The 18,818-nt window shown below is 61.2% G+C and carries 14 protein-coding genes, 1 tRNA gene and 2 pseudogenes; 7 read left to right on the forward strand and 10 right to left on the reverse strand.

Translation table 11 applies throughout. The features are described 5' to 3' along the window. The first annotated feature begins 29 nt into the window (after positions 1 to 29). On the forward strand, positions 30 to 1,268 hold the full coding sequence (locus F3W81_RS16700; RefSeq protein ID WP_193080384.1) for a glycosyltransferase: 1,239 nt from the start codon (positions 30 to 32) through the stop codon (positions 1,266 to 1,268). 4 nt (positions 1,269 to 1,272) lie between these two features. Here the strand turns inward: F3W81_RS16700 and F3W81_RS16705 are convergent, their stop codons facing one another. The 3 genes from F3W81_RS16705 to F3W81_RS16715 are packed head-to-tail and all read right to left on the reverse strand — an operon-like array spanning position 1,273 to position 4,955. After that, the gene (locus F3W81_RS16705; RefSeq protein WP_193080386.1) at positions 1,273 to 3,078 is read right to left on the reverse strand and encodes a sensor histidine kinase; all 1,806 of its coding nucleotides are present in this window, start codon (positions 3,076 to 3,078) and stop codon (positions 1,273 to 1,275) included. Further along, positions 3,075 to 4,250, reverse strand: a complete 1,176-nt coding sequence (locus F3W81_RS16710; protein WP_193080388.1) for an FIST N-terminal domain-containing protein — start codon at positions 4,248 to 4,250, stop codon at positions 3,075 to 3,077. The genes F3W81_RS16705 and F3W81_RS16710 overlap by 4 nt, the downstream gene beginning before the upstream one ends. Before the next feature lie 36 nt (positions 4,251 to 4,286). After that, positions 4,287 to 4,955: a response regulator transcription factor gene (locus tag F3W81_RS16715; protein ID WP_193080390.1), complete on the reverse strand. Its 669-nt coding sequence runs from the start codon at positions 4,953 to 4,955 to the stop codon at positions 4,287 to 4,289. A gap of 227 nt (positions 4,956 to 5,182) precedes the next feature. On the opposite strand from F3W81_RS16715, the gene F3W81_RS16720 reads away from it, so the two are divergent. Genes F3W81_RS16720 through F3W81_RS16730 form a run of 3 tightly spaced genes read left to right on the forward strand, consistent with a single transcriptional unit; the run spans position 5,183 to position 8,903 of the window. After that, positions 5,183 to 5,665: a (2Fe-2S)-binding protein gene (locus F3W81_RS16720; protein WP_193080391.1), complete on the forward strand. Its 483-nt coding sequence runs from the start codon at positions 5,183 to 5,185 to the stop codon at positions 5,663 to 5,665. A gap of 30 nt (positions 5,666 to 5,695) precedes the next feature. After that, positions 5,696 to 8,062, forward strand: a complete 2,367-nt coding sequence (locus F3W81_RS16725; RefSeq protein ID WP_193080393.1) for a xanthine dehydrogenase family protein molybdopterin-binding subunit — start codon at positions 5,696 to 5,698, stop codon at positions 8,060 to 8,062. A 55-nt stretch (positions 8,063 to 8,117) separates the two neighbouring features. Continuing rightward, positions 8,118 to 8,903, forward strand: a complete 786-nt coding sequence (locus F3W81_RS16730) for an FAD binding domain-containing protein (RefSeq protein WP_193080394.1) — start codon at positions 8,118 to 8,120, stop codon at positions 8,901 to 8,903. A gap of 35 nt (positions 8,904 to 8,938) precedes the next feature. Here F3W81_RS16730 and F3W81_RS16735 read toward each other — a convergent pair whose 3' ends face one another. From F3W81_RS16735 to F3W81_RS16745, 3 genes are all read right to left on the reverse strand, one after another. After that, positions 8,939 to 10,147, reverse strand: coding sequence for a winged helix-turn-helix domain-containing protein (locus tag F3W81_RS16735; RefSeq protein ID WP_193080396.1), 1,209 nt, complete (start codon positions 10,145 to 10,147; stop codon positions 8,939 to 8,941). Between the two features lie 8 nt (positions 10,148 to 10,155). Then, positions 10,156 to 11,115 carry a LacI family DNA-binding transcriptional regulator gene (locus F3W81_RS16740; RefSeq protein WP_264298921.1) on the reverse strand — a complete coding sequence of 320 codons (960 nt, stop codon included), beginning with the start codon at positions 11,113 to 11,115 and terminating at the stop codon, positions 10,156 to 10,158. A 249-nt stretch (positions 11,116 to 11,364) separates the two neighbouring features. Further along, positions 11,365 to 13,743 carry a methyl-accepting chemotaxis protein gene (locus F3W81_RS16745; protein WP_193080400.1) on the reverse strand — a complete coding sequence of 793 codons (2,379 nt, stop codon included), beginning with the start codon at positions 13,741 to 13,743 and terminating at the stop codon, positions 11,365 to 11,367. Between the two features lie 259 nt (positions 13,744 to 14,002). Between F3W81_RS16745 and F3W81_RS16750 the strand changes: the two genes are divergently transcribed. Then, positions 14,003 to 14,079 (forward strand) — tRNA-Arg (locus F3W81_RS16750). A 307-nt stretch (positions 14,080 to 14,386) separates the two neighbouring features. After that, complete coding sequence (locus tag F3W81_RS16755; protein ID WP_193080401.1) at positions 14,387 to 15,484, forward strand: AAA family ATPase; 1,098 nt, start codon at positions 14,387 to 14,389, stop codon at positions 15,482 to 15,484. 7 nt (positions 15,485 to 15,491) lie between these two features. Here F3W81_RS16755 and F3W81_RS21170 read toward each other — a convergent pair. The 4 genes and pseudogenes from F3W81_RS21170 to F3W81_RS16770 all read right to left on the reverse strand — a co-directional run. Further along, positions 15,492 to 15,824: pseudogene (locus F3W81_RS21170) on the reverse strand (IS110 family transposase); the annotation flags it as partial. Between the two features lie 56 nt (positions 15,825 to 15,880). Continuing rightward, positions 15,881 to 16,057, reverse strand: a pseudogene (locus F3W81_RS21175) (hypothetical protein); the annotation flags it as partial. A 212-nt stretch (positions 16,058 to 16,269) separates the two neighbouring features. Beyond that, positions 16,270 to 16,929, reverse strand: a complete 660-nt coding sequence (locus F3W81_RS16765) for an RraA family protein (RefSeq protein WP_193080403.1) — start codon at positions 16,927 to 16,929, stop codon at positions 16,270 to 16,272. Beyond that, entirely contained in the window at positions 16,922 to 17,668 is a 747-nt protein-coding gene (locus F3W81_RS16770) for a FadR/GntR family transcriptional regulator (protein WP_193080405.1), read from the reverse strand. Before F3W81_RS16770 ends, F3W81_RS16765 begins: the two co-directional genes overlap by 8 nt. A gap of 166 nt (positions 17,669 to 17,834) precedes the next feature. Here F3W81_RS16770 and F3W81_RS16775 point away from each other — a divergent pair, with 166 nt between their 5' ends. Beyond that, on the forward strand, positions 17,835 to 18,818 hold the full coding sequence (locus F3W81_RS16775; protein ID WP_193080407.1) for a Bug family tripartite tricarboxylate transporter substrate binding protein: 984 nt from the start codon (positions 17,835 to 17,837) through the stop codon (positions 18,816 to 18,818).

The following is an 18,818-nucleotide window of genomic DNA, read 5'->3' on the forward strand; positions in this document are numbered from 1 at the left end:
TGCGCCATATCGTGCGAGCCTGCAGCGGGGTGGCTGACCTGATCGTCCTGTCAGAGCGGGACCGTGGCGGCTATGCTTTCATGGCAGAGAGCGGCGCGCGCCATGTCGATGTCCCGGGGTTGCGCACCCGGCTGTCGCCGCTCGCTTTGTGGCGCAGTGCAGACCGCCTCAAGAGCATTCTGTTTCGTGAGGATCCAGCGCTGATCTGGGCGCATTCCCGCATGGGGGTTCTGCTGCTGCGCTGGCTTATACTCATCGGGTACCTTGGTAGGCATAGCCAGCCTGCAGTCGCCATGACCTTTCATGGCTTGCCCTTTGGTCCCGGTCACGCCCCCCTTGCCGCCGCGCTCGCCTGCCGGATCGAACGGATGGCGTTGCGCCGCGGACCGTTGCAGCACCTGATCTTTTTGTCAGATGCCGCAAAGGCCCAGTATCTGGCGACCGTGGGACCGGAGCGGTGCGCGCGACATGTCTGCCATGTTCTGCCAAATTGCTCGGACCTCAATCCCATGCCGCAGGAGATGAGGCCTGCGCAGGGGGCACCGATCTCTCGTCTCGGGCGTCCGGTGCGTAAGGTGGTCATGACCGGGCGGGTGGCGCGGCAAAAGAACCTGCGTCGTGCCCTGCGCATTCTGGCCGAGCTGCCGGGGAACTACCGTCTGTCGATTTGCGGGGCGGGGACGGACAGCCCCGCCTTTCGCAAAACGGCGCGGCAAGTCCTTGGGGCCTGCGGGTTGACCCGGGTTGAGCTTCTGGGCGAAGTGGCCGACGTCCGCCCGCTTCTTGCGGCGTCCGATTGCTATTTGCTGACATCGCTTTACGAGGGGACGCCGATTGGTGCGCTTGAGGCGTTTGAAGCCGGTCTGCCGCTTGCCCTGAGCGCCATTCCGGGCACGGCAGATCTGTTGCTGCGTCATCCGCTGTGCGCCGGGCTCAGCGATCTGGCCGCGGCCTCACCCCAGGAAGACGCGTTGAGGATCGTCGCCCTGACAGAGCATTTTTGCGCCGACCGCAACGCGGCGCAGAGCGAAATTCGTCAGAGATGGAGCGCGCAGTTTTCGTTTTCGGCATGGGCTCCTGAGGTGCGGCGGCTGTTGATGCAGGATCTTTTGCCCGACACCGCCCCAAAACAATGGCCAGAACCCGAAAGGGCCGAAAAGGCGCGGCCCAAAATAACCGTGACGCCAGTTCAGCCCCCTGCGCTCAGGCTTGCCAGTGACAACACGCAGCGTCAGAAAACCGAGCCAGGGTCTGCGCCTCCGCCATGACGGCTCAGGGGCGGGGGAGGTTGCCAAAGCGGATCACGGGCACTTCAACGCTGAAGGTGCTGCCCCGCCCGACCTCCGACTCCAGGGTCAGCGCGTGACCAAGCAGCAGGCAGGCGCGTTCGACAATCGCAAGACCCAGACCCATTCCGTCGGATGAGCTGACAGTGGCATTGAGGCGTGAAAACTCCCGGAAAATCTCCTTGCGCTGATCCTGCGGGATGCCGGGGCCGGTGTCATGGACCTCGACCAGAACGTTGTTGCCGCTGCGGCGCGCGCCGAGCAGCACCGCGCCACCGTCGGTATATCGGATCGCATTGCTCAGCAGGTTTTGCAGAATGCGGCGGAGATAGGTGGCGTCGCTGGCCACCGTGGCGGTGCTGGGCACGATGTGCAGGCGCAGGCCTTTCTGGCGGGCAAGGGGGGCCATTTCGTCGCCAAGTTGCTGCATCAGCCGCTGCAGGGAAACCGCGGTGACATGCACCTCGGCCCGCCCGGAATCGAGCTTTGAGATGTCCAGCAAGGCGCCCATCAGATGCTCGACGCTTTCCAGCGCACGGCGGGCCTTGCCCAGAACGGGGGCGGTGTCGGCACTGGCGCCGCCATCCTCGACTGAGGCCAGAAACAGCTTGGCGGCCGAGAGCGGTTGCAGCAGGTCGTGACTGGCGGCGGCAACAAAGCGTGATTTCGAGGCATTGGCGCGCTCGGCCTCCGCCAGGGCGGCCTCCAGTTCGACAGTGCGCTCCAGCACGCGGGCCTCAAGACGCTCATTGGCGCCGCTGATGGCACGGACGGCGGCACGCTCAGCGGTGACGTCGGTAAAGCTGATGACAAAGCCGTTGTCGGGCATTTCCTGCGCGAAGACCGCCAGTGTCGGAGTGCTGCCGCGCGTCACCTCGAATTGCAGGGGAGGGCGTTGCGCCGGCTGCGCAATCCATTGGCGCAGGTCCACGGGATGGCTGCCGCCGCTGTAGCTGAAGCGGGCGGACATCCAGTCGATCAGCCGTTCGGCGTGGATGCCCATGGTGAACAGGCGCATGGGGAACGACAGCAACTCTCCCACGCGGCGGTTCCAGCCGACCAGCCGCCCGGCCTTGTCGAAAATGCAGACTCCCTGATCAAGGTGTTCCAGAGTTGCGCGCACCAGCTGGGCCTGATCGTCTAACATGCGCGCGCGCTCCTGGCGTTCGATCCGCATCATATCCGTCACGTCGGTTTGCAGGATCACGATGCCACCGTCGGGAGTGCGATGTTCGCTGACCTGCAACCAGCGGTGCCCGGTCAGCCCGACGTTGAACATCACATGCGGTTCGTGATGGCGCGCCATGCGCCGTTGCAGCCAGATTTCGGGTGTTTCATCGGCAGGCAGCGCCAGATGCGCACTGCGGCTGACCAGTGTGACGTAGTCGGTAAAGCTCAGCCCCGGCGACAGGTCTGGCCTGAGGTCGGGCATATGCATCCCGAAGCGGGTGTTGCACAGGATCAGTGTTTCGTCGGGGCTGAACAGGGCAAAACCTTCCTCAACCGCCTCGATCGCATTGGCGAGGTTGGAGCGTGCTGCCTCGGTCTCGCGGTTGGCGCGGGCGAGGTGGTCGTTGGACTGGTTCAGCAGATCCAGCGCTGTCTCAAGCTCTCGTGTGCGGGCGCGGACTTCTTGCTCCAGCAGGGCGGCGCGCTGAAACTGGGCGTAGGCCGCGCTGGAGGTGTCATTGTCCTGCTCGACACGGGCCATAAGCGCGCTGGCGATACGCATCAGTTTTTCGACCTGACGGGCGGGGGGATCGGCAGGATTGATCAGGTCGCGCGTGCTCATGCGGTGCCCTCGGGTGGGGGATAGATCGCGACACCTGTCAGGGTCTGGTTCACATGCATCGCGCCGTGCTGTTCGCCGTAGGTCGAAAAGCCGCGCACCCGGTGGTGGGAAAGAATGGCCGAGAGCGCGCCCGTCACTTGCTTCTGTTCAGCCTCAAGCCGGCGCAGGATGCAATCGCAGCCCAGAATGATATCAGGCGTGATGTCGCTGGCGAGCGCGCTCAGCTCGCGCTCAAGATGCGTCGGCATGTCCTCGGATCCCGCCAGCGTCAGCACCAGCCCTTCACCGATGGCCGAGAAGAAGTGCAGATCTCCCGAAGGAGCGACCCGCTGAATGGCGCGCACATGATGCTGGCCGCCGACCTTCACCACCACGGGATGCGAGGCGAAGGTGAAGGTGTCGAGCTGGGCGGGATCCTTGCCGAGGATACGTGCATACTCCGGGCCAGCAGGGGCGCCGTTGATTTCGCTGACAATCCGGGCCTCGGGGTCGGCCCGGGTGACGACCATGCGCCGGTCAAGCGGCGCGAAGTGATCGGTGCGGAACACCCGTATTGGGCAGCGGGTGCGCACCAGCAGCAGCACGGCCGCCTTTTGCAGCGCGCGCCCGGCGGCAAAGACCTGCGTGCGGGAAAACCGGTTCATGTCGCCTGCGGACCCTCCGAACAGAGGGATCGGGCCGAGGGCGGTGGCGACCTGGGTCACCAGAACGTCTTCGCGCAGGGACATGCCGTCGACCATCAGAAAGGCGAATTCGTGATCCCAGCCGGGGGCCTCGCTGATCAGTTCGTTGCGCGCGGCCAGCAAGCGGGGCACCAGATCGGCGTTGGGGCCATCCCCCAGGTTTTCCAGCAACACGGCACGGCTGCGAAACTGGGCCCGGGGCAGGCCAATGGCGACGATCTCGCCCTCAGTATAGCCATGTGCGTTGATTTCGCCTGCGGTGGTACAGCCGACCACACGTGCCCGTCCCATGCTGCGCTGTGCATCGGCCACCAGCGCAGGAATATTGGCGCGGGGCGAGGCGAACAGGATCACGGTGTCCAGATCATCGGTCCGCAAGATCCGCGCAAGCTGCGCGCCCGCGTCGGGATGATCCGCGCGCAGTGAGGCTGATCTGACGATGGGCCTCTGCGTCACCTCCCCGATGACGGTCTCTGCCTGCATCTGCATCGGGCTCTCCTCCACCCATGCGCACAGCTTGCGGCGTTAGCCCTCGCGACGCAAGACACTTGAGAAACTGGCCTCGCTGGCGAGCAGGGCGGCCTGCGTCCGACTGTGCACGCCAAGTTTGCGCATGATCGCCGTGACATGCGCCTTGACCGTGGTCTCCGCGATCGACAGCTCAAAAGCGATCTGCTTGTTCAGCATCCCGTTGGTAATCAGATCCAGAATGCGGGCCTGCTGGTTGGTCAGCGTGGCGATCCGGGCCAGAGTGTCATCGCGGCTCAGGCCGTCATCCTCGTCCGAACCGAGGTAGCCCTCGGGGACAAAGCGCTGCCCGCGCCGCAGACTGTCGAAGGCGGCCCGGAACACCTCGCGCTGACTGTGTTTGGGGATATAGCCCGCCGCGCCCGCCGCGAGCGCGGAGGAGATTAGCCGATCCTCCGCCATCGAGGAGACGACGACCACCGGCACGCGGGCGACATTGCGCAGTCGCACCAGACCGTCGAGGCCACGCACATCTGGAAGGTTCAGGTCCAGCACCACAACATCTGGTGTGCCGTTGCGGGCAAGATCGTCAAGCGCGCCCTGCAGGGTGGCTGCGGTGCGGATGTCGCGAATGCCCGCCACACTGGTCAGCGTGATCGCCAGCGCATCGCAAAACAGTGGATGATCGTCGACCACAAGGGCCGAGGCCATGCGGATATCTTCCATGACAGACCCTCCCAAGCCGCAAATGGGCCTTGCCGCATCCCGGCGTGGCCCCGCACCCAGCCTATCGCGCGAAGCATTGCTTTGGGAATAGGGCCTTCGTCCCATGGCACGGGTCGGTGCGCGACCTTGGTCGCATAGATGCAGGCCCCCACGCGCGCCTAGCCTGCAAACGGGACGGCGTGGAGTCGCGCGACTCCGTGACACGATAAGTGAGGGAGGAGAAAACCATGAAAGTTCAGATGACGGTCAATTGCCGCCAGGTCTCGGGCGAGGTGGAGGGGCGCACGCTGCTTGTGACCTTCCTGCGCGACGGGCAGGGGCTGACGGGCACCCATACCGGCTGTGACACCAGCCAATGCGGCGCCTGTACGGTCCACGTCAACGGCCAGCAGGTGAAAAGCTGTACCATGTTTGCGGTTGAGGCTGAGGGTGCCGAGGTCGCGACGATTGAAGGCATGGCCAACGCTGATGGCTCGCTTTCGGTGCTGCAACAGGCATTTCAGGACTACCACGGCCTGCAATGCGGCTTTTGCACCCCCGGCATGGTGATGGCTGCGGCCTCCCTGCTGGCGAAGAATCCCCGCCCAAGCGAGGCCGAAGTGCGCCGCCATCTTGAGGGCAATATCTGCCGCTGCACCGGCTATCACAACATCGTCAAGGCGATCATGGCGGCCTCTGGCCAGCATGTGACAGCCGTCGCCGCAGAGTAACCGCCGCAGCATCACCAGGGAGGACAGACCATGCCCAAAGACGGTATCGGCGCCAGCACCAAGCGGCGCGAAGACATTCGCTTTCTCACCGGCAAGGGCCGGTACACCGATGACATCAACCTGCGCGGACAGGCCTATGTGCACTTCCTGCGCTCGGATGTCGCCCATGCCACGCTGAACGGGATCGACACAAGCGCAGCCAAAGATATGCCCGGCGTGCTACGTATTTTCACCGCGAGGGATTTCGACGGCGTCGGCGGCATCCCCTGCGGCTGGCTGATCACCGACCGCCATGGCCAACCCATGCAGGAGCCGAAGCACCCGATCATGGCCGAGGGCAAGATCCGCCACGTCGGCGAAATCGTCGCCGCCGTTGTGGCCGAAACCCTCGATCAGGCGCGCGACGCGGCTGAGGCGATCGTGCTGGACTATGACGAGCTGCCCGCCGTCATCGACATGAAGGCCGCTGTGCAGGCAGACGCGCCAAAGGTGCATGAAGAGCTGACGTCCAATCTCTGCTACGACTGGGGCTTTGTTGAGGAGAACAAGGCCGCCGTCGATGCCGCGTTTGATGTCGCCGCTCATGTCACCACGCTGGAGCTGGTCAACAACCGCCTCGTCGCCAACCCGATGGAGCCGCGCGTTGCCATTGGCGATTACGCCGCCCATGACGACAGCTCGACGCTCTACACCACCTCGCAGAACCCGCATGTCATCCGCCTGCTGATGGGCGCCTTCGTGCTGGGTATTCCAGAGCATAAACTGCGCGTCATTGCCCCCGATGTCGGCGGCGGCTTCGGCACCAAGATCTTTCACTACGCCGAGGAAGCCTTTTGTACCTTCGCTGCCAAGCAGCTGAAATTGCCGGTGAAATGGACCTCGACCCGGTCCGAAGCCTTCATGTCCGACGCCCATGGCCGCGATCACGTCACCAAGATCCAGTTGGCGCTGGACGCCGACAACAACTTCACTGCCCTGCGAACGGACACCTACGCCAACATGGGCGCTTACCTGTCGACCTTCGCGCCCTCGGTCCCGACATGGCTGCACGGTACGCTGATGGCGGGAAACTATCGCACGCCGCTGATCTACGTGAACGTCAAGGCGGTCTTCACCAACACCGTTCCCGTCGACGCCTATCGCGGGGCAGGGCGACCCGAGGCGACCTTCCAGCTGGAGCGTGTCGTCGACATGGCCGCGCGTGAACTGGGCGTCGACCCGGCAGAGCTGCGTCGCCAGAACTTCATCCGCAAGGACCAGTTCCCCTATGCCACCCCTGTCGCCGTCGAATACGACACCGGCGATTACGAGGCGACGCTCGACAAGGGCCTGGAGCTGTCTGACTACGCCGGTTTCGCCACTCGGCTTGCGGAGAGCAAAGCCAACGGCAAGCTGCGCGGCATCGGCCTTGCGCACTACATCGAGGCCTGCGGGATCGCGCCCTCCAACCTCGTCGGCCAGCTGGGCGCGCGAGCGGGATTGTACGAATCCGCGACCGTGCGCGTCAATGCGACCGGGGGGATCGTGGTGATGACCGGCAGCCACAGCCACGGACAAGGGCACGAGACGTCCTTTCCGCAGGTGATTGCCCAGATGATCGGGATCGAACCGGATCAGGTCGAGATCGTGCATGGCGACACCGCCAATACGCCGATGGGCATGGGCACCTATGGCTCCCGCTCCATCGCCGTTGGCGGCTCGGCCATGGTGCGCGCGACGGAAAAGATCATAGCCAAGGCAAAGAAGATCGCCGCCCATATTCTTGAGGCCTCTGACGCCGATATTGAGCTGAAGGATGGCAAGTTTTCTGTCGCGGGCACCGACAAATCGCTGAACTGGGGCGATGTCACGCTGGCCGCCTATGTGCCGCACAACTACCCGCTCAAGGACTTGGAGCCGGGTCTGGAGGAGACGGCGTTTTACGACCCGTCGAACTTCACCTATCCGTCCGGCTGCTACATCTGCGAAGTCGAGATTGACCCCGATACAGGCAAAGTGACCATAGAACGGTTCACGGCAGCGGACGATTTCGGCAACATTATCAACCCGATGATCGTTGAGGGTCAGGTGCAGGGCGGTGTCGCCCAGGGCATCGGTCAGGCGCTGCTGGAAAACTGCAGCTATGACAGCGACGGCCAGCTTCTGTCGGCCAGCTATATGGACTACGCCATGCCGCGCGCCTCGGATGTGCCGATGATTACGGTGGATCATTCCTGCCAGACCCCTTGCACGCACAATCCGCTGGGTGTCAAAGGGTGCGGAGAGGCCGGTGCCATCGGATCGCCCCCCGCCGTGATCAATGCGGTGCTGGATGCGATGCACAGGGCCGGGAAACCGGTCGCGCATATTGACATGCCGGTCACACCGGCCAAAGTCTGGGCCGCGATGAACCACTGAACCGTCAGGGTGGCGGGCCGAAATAAAGCCCGTCCCCTACTTAGGGAGAAGACCCATGTATAATTTCGACTTCGTCAAACCCTCGACGGTGGAAGAGGCGGTTGCCGCACTTCAAGATGATGAGGCGCAGCCGCTGTCCGGTGGCCAGACCCTCATTCCGTCGATGAAACAACGCCTGAATGCTCCGGGTACGCTGGTCAGCCTGCTCGGGATCGAGGCGCTCAAAGGCATCTCCAGCGCCGATGGCGTACTGACGATCGGCGGCGTGACCAACCACGCAACCGTCGCGGCAGAGGCGGGCGCCTATCCTGCGCTCGCGGCTTTGGCGGCGCAGATCGGTGACCCTGCCGTGCGCAACCGTGGCACCATTGGCGGCAGCCTTGCCAACAACGACCCTGCCGCCTGTTACCCAGCGGCGGCGCTGGCTTCGGGCGCGACCATCGTGACCAATTCGCGCGAAATCGCGGTGGATGACTTCTTTCAGGGCATGTTCACCACCGATCTGGAGGAGGGCGAGATCATCACCTCCGTCAAATTCCCGATCCCCGAGGTTGCAAGCTATCAAAAGTTTGAACAACCAGCCTCGCGCTTTGCCCTGACTGGCGTTTTCGTGACGAAATATGCCGACGGTGTGCGTGTCGCGATCACGGGCGCCTCTGAAGAAGGCGTTTTCCGCTGGGCGGAAGCGGAGGAGGCGCTGACAGCGAACTTTTCTGCAGATGCGCTCGCAGCCCTCGCGGTCCCGTCCAACGCCATGATCACCGATTTGCACGGAACAGCCGAATATCGCGCGCATCTGTGCAAGGTGATGACCGGTCGTGCCGTAGCTGCCGCACATTAAAGTACTTTGCGCGTGGCCTGGCGACTGGCCACGCGTTACTTCGGCTCGGCCAGCCAATCTGGGCCGAAGGCTACGCGCTCGACCCCGGCAAAGCGCGCGACCCGGTCCAGCTCAGCCTCAAGTCTTTGCCGTCGCCCTGCGCCAAACGCGACGCCGCGCTCTGGCCAGAGGCGGGTAATGTTCAGCACTCCTGCCGCACGATCCGCCTTCATGTCGATACGCCCGACCAACCGGTCACGCTCCAACAGGGGAAAGACGTAATAGCCATATTCGCGCTTGGACTCGGGCACGAAAATCTCGATTCTATAGCGAAATCCGAACAGCCGCTCTGCCCGGTTGCGGTCGCGAAGTGCCGGGTCAAAGGGGCTCAATACGCGCAATCTCGCGGGTACTTCCGACAGGGTAGCGGCCTCTTGCGCTACGCAGGGGCGAGCGAAAGCACGGCGGATACTGCCATCAGCGTTTTCCACGTCAATCTCTTCCAGCCTCCCTGCCGCAGATTCGCTCTGGCACCATTGCCTAGCCTCGGTGGGGGTGGCGATGTCCCAAAAGGCAGCGATTTCGCCGCTGGTGGCGAAGCCGAGGCGCTCCAACGCAGCACTGTTCAACCAGTTCAGGCAAGTCTCGTCAGGCAAGATTTCCGGGTGGCCATGGACCCGCTCAACCAGATTGTAATACTTGCGGAAATTCTGGCGACGCGAAATCGCCATTTCGCCGCTGCGCCAGAGATACTCCAGCGCAGCTTTTGAGGGATGCCAGTCCCACCAGCCAGTCGACTTTTCCGCCTCCGCTGACTTTAAATCCGCTGAACAAACATCCCCTCTTTCGGTCACATGAGCGCGCACCTGCTGAAGTTCGGCGAGGAAGGCCTCTCCTTGCCAGCGTGGCCAGCGCGCCTGCATCCGCGCGGCATCTCGGACGAACCGCAGGCGGATATAGGGCAGGAAATCGATGGGAATGATCGCGGCGTCGTGGGTCCAATGTTCGAAAAGGTGGCGATCACGCTCGATCAAGGGCGCAAGATGACTGGGCCTGTAGGCAGGGCGGCGCGCAAACAGGATCATGTCATGCGCCCGTGCCAAGGTATTGACGGAATCCACCTGGATGAAACCCAGACGGCGGATCAGATCAAGAAGATCCTCCCCTCTGCCGTGGCCCTTTGGGTGCGTGCCGAGTTCGTGACGATGCAGAAACAGCCGTCGGGCATGCGTGTTTTCCAGCAAGGGCCGTGCAAGAGGGGGCACCACCGTATTCAGCCCATCCGCAGAGTATCGCCAAAATTGATCCGGGGGGTCAACTCAACCTTTCCGCGCGGTGGGGTGTCGGGGGCTTCGACACGTTCGAGAATGATTTCAGCGGCCTGACGTCCGATCTCAGATCGGCAAGAATCCATGGTCGCCAATTTACGCGGCAAACCTTGCAATAATTCGACATCGTTGAAGCCGGCCAGCCCGATGCTTCCGGGGATATCATAACCTTGCTCCATCATCCAAAGCAGCCCACCAGCGCCGACGATGTCATTGGAATAATAAAGACAATCGAGTTCTGGGCTGCGGGCGAGGATCTGCTGCGTCATCTCGCGTCCTTTGCCCAAAGCGGATCCACGTGTGTAGAATTCGGTATCCGCTATCTCGACGCCGCCCTTTGCCAAGGCTTCGGTAAAACCTTCAAAGCGTTTTCGGGCCCGATGGTCAGCACCCAGTCTCGTGCCGAGGAAGCCAATCTTGCGATATCCCGCGCGCAAAATGGATTTACCCATTTCGCGCCCTGCGCGCCTGTGTGAAATTCCGACCGCAGCGTCGATTGGAGTGCCATCCGTGTCCATGATCTCAACCACTGGGATACCAGAGGCTTTGAGCATTGCGCGTGAGGCATCTGAATGCTCAAGCCCGGCAATGATCACGCCAGAGGGCCGCCATGACAGCATCTCATAGAGGACCTTCTCTTCTTTTTCCGGTTGGTAGTCGGTAATTCCAACCACGGGTTGCAGCGGAGAGGTTTCCAGAACGCGCGAAATGCCGGTCATTACCTCTGGAAAGACCATATTCGACATGGATGGGATGATGACTGCGACCAGATTCACACGCTGGCTGGCCAGCGCCCCTGCGATCTTGTTGGGTACGTAACCCATGCGTTTGGCGGCTAGGAGGACTTTTTGACGCGTCGCTTCGGAGACATCTCCGCGGTTGCGCAACACACGGCTGACCGTCATCTCCGAAACGCCCGATGCTTCTGATACGTCGCGCAGGGTCAGGGGGCGGATTGGCGGTTTTGACAAGGGGCAATTCCTGCTGATTTTTCACGATGCTATCCCGCGCCGTGCCTCCTCTTCAAGTTGCCATTGCCTACAGGCGCACCAAGAGGTGTGATCTGCTCCTCAATCAACCCTAGTAACTTCGGACAAGACACTCAGACAGATCTCTCGGTCCTGGTTCTTTCACTTGTATCTTTGGTCGTGCGGTCAAAATTCGTTCCAGTCGTCACCAGCCGCCGATCGTGGACTCGCGGCAGGAGCGCTGTTCACCACCGCACTTGCTTTGGCAGTTACTGCGGGAGAGGCGCTGGATTGAACAGTCCGTCTTACAATGGAGGTGTCACAGTGAAATGACTGGGAAATTCTGTTCAGTTTGGCGGCTTCCGTGACCATTACGCGGCCAGTGCCATGTACTTGTGAGGCAACCGCAGCGTTCTTTTGTGTGACACCGTCGAGCTGATCGACGGCAGTGTTTATCTCGTCCAGACCGACGGACTGTTCGCGTGCAGCTGTTGCGATGGAGGAGATTGAGACAGATACCTTGTCGAATTCACCGATCAGACTTTCGAAAGACTTGCCGGCGCGGTCAACCATTTCGACGCCGCCTGTGACATTTTCCGCAGATTCTTGGATCAGCGTGTTGATCTCCTTTGCAGCGTCGGAACTGCGTTGTGCGAGAGCACGAACTTCGGAAGCAACGACGGCAAACCCCCGACCAGCCTCGCCTGCGCGCGCGGCCTCGACCCCTGCGTTCAGCGCCAGAAGGTTGGTCTGAAATGCCAAGTCTTCAATAACCGACGTGACCTGAGAGATTTTTTTGGAGGACGATGCGATCTTGTCCATGGCTCCCATCGCTTGTGTGACCACCGCTCCGCTGGTCTTGGCGTTTTCCTTGGCCCTGCGCATCACATTATCGGCCTCGGTCGCGGATTCCGCCGTCATCTTCACCGAGGCTGACAGTTGGGTGATGGCCGCAGCCGTTTGTTCAAGGTTGGCCGCCTGTTCAATCGCCCTTTGGCTCAGGTCGTTGGACGCGGTTTCGACATCATGCGCATTGCTGTCGATCTCCCGCGCGGCTCCGACCAGCTCTGAAATAGTTTCATTCAGTTTTTGCAGGGCAGCATTGAAGCCACGGCGCAGACTTTCATACTCGGCCGCAAATTCTGTGTTGATCGGGTTGGTCAGGTTGCCATCCGCAAGCATCGCAATCGCGCTGCTCAGGTGCTCAACCACTTCTCGCTGTTGTTCCGTCTGATGCTCCTGCAGGCGTTGCTGATCCTTGGCGAGCGCGAGTTTGCCGCGAAGATTTTCAAGGTTTCGTGCCAGATTGCCGACATCTTCGCGGCGCTCGGTCATGGGAATCGGGCTCGTGAGGTCGCCATCTGCGACGCCGCGGATTGAGTCCCCGATTATAACGAACGGCCGCGCGATCGAACGGCCGACCAAGAGACCGATCAGACTGATCATTAGGACAAGACCACCGACCTGCATCATCAGTGCTTGGCGAAGATCTTTGATCGGGCGCAATACCTCGTCGGAATCCTGTTCAATCAGGACAGCCCATGATGCACCATTATAAGTCAGCGGTGCGATGATCGTGTGCACCATATTTCCACTCAACCCCAGCATTTCGAAAAAACTTTTCCGATTCTCGTCAAGAGCAGCCTTGATCGGCTCTGCATTAGGGATAACGCTTAGAAGATCGGGGCCATCTTCCATCCTTGGCGTGCTGCGCAGTCGCATATCCGTGCCGAGCAAAACGGCCTCGCCCGTTTTGCCCAAGCCGGACGGGGCGTTCATCACGTTGGAAATATTGCTCACCGACATCTGGAAGATCAAGGCACCGATGGGCTCATTATCACGACCGACGATCGGCGTTGAGATGAAGCTGGCGGGGTCATCGTGACTGGGTGGGTAGGCCGCGAAATCCCGGAAGGACAGCGTGCCGGGGCTGCTGTTGATCGCTGCACGATAGGCGTTTGCCAGATCCGTATCGCGCCAGGGCCCATTCTCAAGGTTTGTAGCGAAGTCGACCTCTTTGGTTGTGCCGTAGAGGACGTTACCCTCCAAGTCGACTAGGAAGATATCCTTCAGGCCGAGGGCCGTCATAAACCGCATGAAATAGGGGTGATACTTGCTGTGAACCTTGTCGTATTGGCTGTTGTCGCCTGCAGTCTCTAGCTTTTCGCGTTCGCCTGCCGGAAAAGGATTGTTCTCGATATAGGTCAACTGAAGCAGGCTGGTCTGATTTTCCCTCAAGGCCGCCCAAGACAATTTGAAGCTGTTCAAAGCGGCGACCACGACCGGGTTTTCGGCCTGTGTCAGAAGAGACTGATCAACAGTGTGAAGCAGATTTTCAACGCCGCTTCGACGTGTTTCAATCGTCAGCTCAAAGTTGCTTTGCAGTTGCTCTTCCATGATCGTCTTGGCGTCTTGATACGCAGTGAAGGTCAGGATGATCCCTAGGGTCAGGCTGACAACTGTCACCAAAAGCGGCAGTTTGATCGCCAATTTCGTGTTGCCAAGTATCCTGAAGCCTGATCCCTTTGCCTGCACCGATCCGCCAGATCCCGCTAGTGCCTTCATATCATCAAACCTCTTGGACATAGTCGGCCGGAGCACGGCCACGCGTGTGCATGAAAGACCCGGCGAGAGAAGCGCCGAACCCTTGTCTTTGTAAGCAGGGATGACATGGACGTTTTAAAGACAGCTTAAACTCTAAGCAGGTCACGCCTGAGAAGTGATTGCCAATTTAGCTAACCTTCGACCGACCGAGGCTGGCATTCGACCGATGACAAGTCGATTTTCACCCGTTAAGAGAGGATTGCTGGCCGATCTCGGTTCAGGCCCCGTGGCTCAACTGGATAGAGCAGCCCCCTCCTAAGGGGCAGGTTACTGGTTCGAATCCAGTCGGGGTCACCAATTAAATCAATGACTTGCCAACGAAAGGGAATGTCTGCGCAAAAGCAAGCAGAAGTCTGCGCATGACGAAGCCCAAGCAGCGACAAAAATCTGATTTTATCTATTGATTTCAGACCTTTAAGCCTTGTGTTGGCCGGTAAAAGACTTCGCCCGTACCGGCCTCTTTTGCGCCGATTTGACAGGCAGATCCATTTCCTTTCACTGAGTGGCACCAAGGTTCCGGAACCTTTCATCCCCCGTCTTTCAGGCCTGGCCGGCCCGAGAGCACCGCCGCGGCGTTGGTCCGGCGTATTGAAAGGACTAAGCCATGACCCGTGCGACCACCACGATCCCGTTCAGCACAATCAAATTCATCGACAAGATCCCGCGCCTGTCTGATCTGGCCGAACGGCTCACACAGAAGCTCCGCGAGATCCGAATGGAGCTGAACCAGAGTGAACCTGACAGAATGAGCGCGGGAGGAGCGCAGAGCAGATATGATCTAATCACCGACGTCGATACCATCAGGATCAAGCGTCGGGCCATGCGGTATCTTGAGCGCCTGCACAACTCGACAGGGACTCAGCATCTGCCTCAGCGTGACCAGGCATTATTGACGCCGTTGCGCGGCGGTCTGCCGGTTGCCCGGATCGTGACCGAACATGAGGCGGACGAGATCGCGGCGGCGCTTCACGCAGAGATGCCTTGGATGGCCCCGGCGACGGAAGCGGTCTGGCATGGCCTGAGAGCTTCCGCCCGCAATGGGCTGCCCGGCCTGCGGTTCGACCCGCTGCTCCTGGTCGGCTCTCCAGGGATCGGGAAGAGCTTCTGGGCGCGCCGCCTTGCGCATCATCTCGAGGTGCCCACAACGTCCATTGATGCCACGGGTGAGCCAGCGGCCTTCTCCCTGGTCGGCGCGCAACGTGGCTGGGGCAGCGCGGCCCCTGGCAAGCTGATGCTGACCGCTCTGCGCGAGAGGCATGCAGGGCCCATTGTGATCATCGACGAAGTGGAGAAATCCGGGAATGTCCAATCGACTGAGGGATCCCGTCACACTCTGACCGATGCCTTGCTACCGCTTCTGGAGCGGATGACAGCCGAAACCTGGGAATGTCCCTACTATCAAATCCGTGCCGACATGTCCTGGGCGAACTGGGTCATGACGGCCAACAGCAGGTGGGGGTTGCCCGCACCGCTGCTCAGCCGCTGCATTGTACTTGATATGCCGGACCTGACAGGATCGCAGCTGCAGGTCTTTGTCGAAGAGCAGGGCGCAAAGCGGAGCCTCCCGCGACCCGCGATCGACGCTACTTTGGAAGCCATCCAGCGCAGGATGGCCGCTGCTGGTCACACACCCAGCCTGCGGACTGTCAGCCGCATGTTGGATCGCGTCGTATTTATGGCGCAGAGGCCGGTGCTCCAATAATGTCCCTAATCTCTTCGATCTCGCCAGAGACATCCTCAATCCGTTTGTCCAGCCAGAGCCGGTCGCCATAGAGCCCGATCAGAATGCCGTGCATTCGAGACGATATCTCATCCCTTCGCTGGTCGAGGATCGTCTCGAAGGAATTCTTCAGCGCCCGCAGCCCCGACCTGACGTTGATACCCTGTTCGATCAGAAAGGCCCGGATCTGGTTGATGGTGGCGGTGCGCCGCGAAACCAGTCGTGCCCGAACCCGATGCAGGGCCTGAAGGTCGAGCTGATCCTGATTTTTCTCCGAGACGGTCTGAAGATTGGGCCGCAGCGCGGCTTCTGCGATCGCCTCAGGCCAAAGCTCAGCACCTGGCCCACCTCAGGCTGGGCGGTGCCCGGCAGTTGCAGTCGCAGGGTCTCTCCGCTTTCCGCGACCGTTACATCGGTGAAACCGCCCTGAAAGGCGGTTGCTGTGACCCGGCCCGACAGGCTACCCTGAGGTTGCGCCGTCTCCGGCCGCCAGCAGATTGCGGCGTTTGCGGCATCGGGGCCCGCCACTGGGATCGCGCCGAAAGGCGTCTCCATGCAACCGCTGCGCGCTGCGCCATCGTGGATATTCGCTGCGCCGATGACCGTGCTGTCCAGCGACCGCTTACGGCTGAGTGTCGGGAAATCGGATCTGAATCTGCAAGTGGCGGGGCAGTGCCTCGCCACAAGGTCTGTATCGCAGAAAACGACATGGTCTTTGCCGGAGTCCGGCCAAATCGTTGGCGCGGGACGTCCGGTAGAAGACTGGATCACACCGGCCAAACCGCCTGAAGCTTCTCTCCGTCAAGGATGCGATCACGCGCGCTAGCTTCGTCAGCGCCGAGGTGGTCGGCCTGATCCGCGACAGCGATCAGGTGTTCGCGTGGAATAGCAACGACGCCGTCGATGTCACCGAAAATGATGTCGCCCGGCTTCACCGTCGTTTTGCCGAATGTGACGGGTACCTGGCTTTTCTTCGGTTCTTTCTTGCCAGTTATCCCGACTGGGCTGGGGTGCGTGCCGAACAGAGGGTAGCCAAGCTCTCGTACTTGGGCGATGTCACGCACGGTCGAGTTGACCACCGTGGCCGCTAGGCCGGCCGTCTTGGCGCCTGTGCTCATCAGCTCACCCGAGCAACTTCCGTCGGCGCAGGCGGCATCCACCACCATGACCGACCCTGCCGGAGCGTTGTCGATGGCGTTGTGGTAGACGTCCTGCGGTTCACCCTTGCGATCCGAGGGTTCGAAGAGAACGGTAACGGCAGGACCCACCACCACGGCACCCGGTGCCAGCGTTCCGAAAAGCGAGATGCCTTCCAGAAAACCCCAAAGTCCAAGCGCTTCCATACTGTCATGAACATCGCCCGAATACCATTTCTTCAGGCGTTCGATGGCGCTCTCTTCGTCCTGACTATAGCTATAATCAAACATTTTTGTCCTCCATTTCTTTCTCAATAGCGATGCGAAGATATTCTCCGGATCGTGCGATCTGGTCGCGCATGAGATCCTTGGCGCCCGGCCCGTTATGGTCGCGAATGCGGGCGAAGATCTCCTCGTGCTCCGTATAGGCCTCGTCCAGCGATTTGGTGGGTACACGGCTGGACACCTGGATCATGTCGCTGATCAGGTTGGCAAAATTCTCGTACATGATGGCCAGGATGCGATTTCCCGAGCAGCGCACCAAGGCCAGGTGAAAGGCGGCGTCAGCATTGACGAACCCGTCGAAATCGCCCTCGTCGCGCGCGGTGCGCATCCCGGCGAGCGCCGTCTCAACATCTGCATTCACCGGTGTCTCGCTTGCGACGAGCAGGTCGATCACCTCGGTCTCGATCATCTGTCGGGCCTGTATCAGCTCGCGCAGGTAGGCGGGATCACCTGCCAGCTGTTGGCGTACCGTGACGGCCAGAGACCCGATGAATTCGTTTACGTCCCGCCTCACGACAGTCGTGTTGCCGCCGTGGCGTCGCTGGACAAGACCCTTCGTCTCCAGCGCCTGAATGGCTTCTCGGACCGAGCGGGTGGAGACGCCGAACTCCTGTGCGATCCGACTTTCGGACGCCAGTTTGTCGCCTACCTTCAGATCTCCTCCGAGGATGCGTTCTTCCAGGGTCGCCTGCACTGTCACGTGGAGACGTTCGCGATTGCCGTTGGGCGGTGGAGTCAAGCTCATGTCCGATTGTCCTTGTTTTGCGGCCAGTTTGGATGAGCCGAGGGAATTTCGACAAGAGCGGTTGACGCGTCGCTCCAATATTGACTACGATACTCATGACATAAGTCATATGTCAACTGTGAGTCTGCTCGGGAGAGGCGCTCACCGGAGTTAACGGGAGGAAACCATGCTTAAAGATGTCATCAAGACCGGTCGCCGGGTCTTCTGCGCCACGGGCCTTGCCCTGGTCGCTACTGCAGGGGCTGCCATGGCCGACTGGCCAGAGAAGGCAGTGACGCTGATCGTGCCATGGTCCGCAGGCGGCGGTACCGATGCAACGGCCCGCGCCGTGGCGTCTGAGCTGGAGGAGGCCTTTGGGCAGCCCTTCAACGTGGTAAACCGTACCGGTGGTGGCGGGCTGGTGGGCCATTCGGCCATCGCCAATGCCAAAGCGGATGGCTACACGCTTGGCATCATCACGATCGAGAGCACCATGTATGCGGCGCAAGGTCTCTCGGGGGTCACGCCTGACGATTTCACCTATATCGGCCGCTTCAACGCGGATCCCATTGGCATCAACATCGCGGCCGATGCACCTTATGGTGATGCGAAGGGTCTGATCGGTGCCATGGAAGAGGACCCGATGTCGATCGCGGCATCCGGCGCAAACCGGGGCGGGTTGTCACATCTGGCCTGGGTCGGCCTGCTGGACAAGCTGGGGATCCCGGCGGATCAGGTGAACTGGGTCGCGTCGGACGGGTCGGCACCGGCGTTGCAGCAGCTTGCTTCGGGCGCCATCGACGTGGTCTCGACCTCGCCAGCCGAGGCGCAGTCTCTGGTAGATGCGGGCGAGGCCAAGACCGTTGCCCTGATCTCCTCCGAGCGCAGCTCTCTCTATCCGGATCTACCGACCACCTCCGAGATCTTCGGCACCGACTGGTCGCCGCTGCCCTTCCGCGCCGTCGCCGGACCCAAGGGTATCCCGGACGAGGTCGTGAGCAAGGTCGAAGCGGCCCTGAAGGACATCACGGAGGATCCCGAGTTCATCTCGCTGATGTCCTCGCGCGGGTTCTCGGTTGCTTATCAGGATGCGGCCACCTTCGAGCAGACCGTCAAGTCCTCGGCCGAGGGGCTGACCGCCGCGATGAAAAGTGCCGGTCTGACCCAGTAA

It is taken from the genome of Pseudooceanicola spongiae (assembly GCF_014899185.1).
Lineage (GTDB): Bacteria > Pseudomonadota > Alphaproteobacteria > Rhodobacterales > Rhodobacteraceae > Pseudooceanicola > Pseudooceanicola spongiae.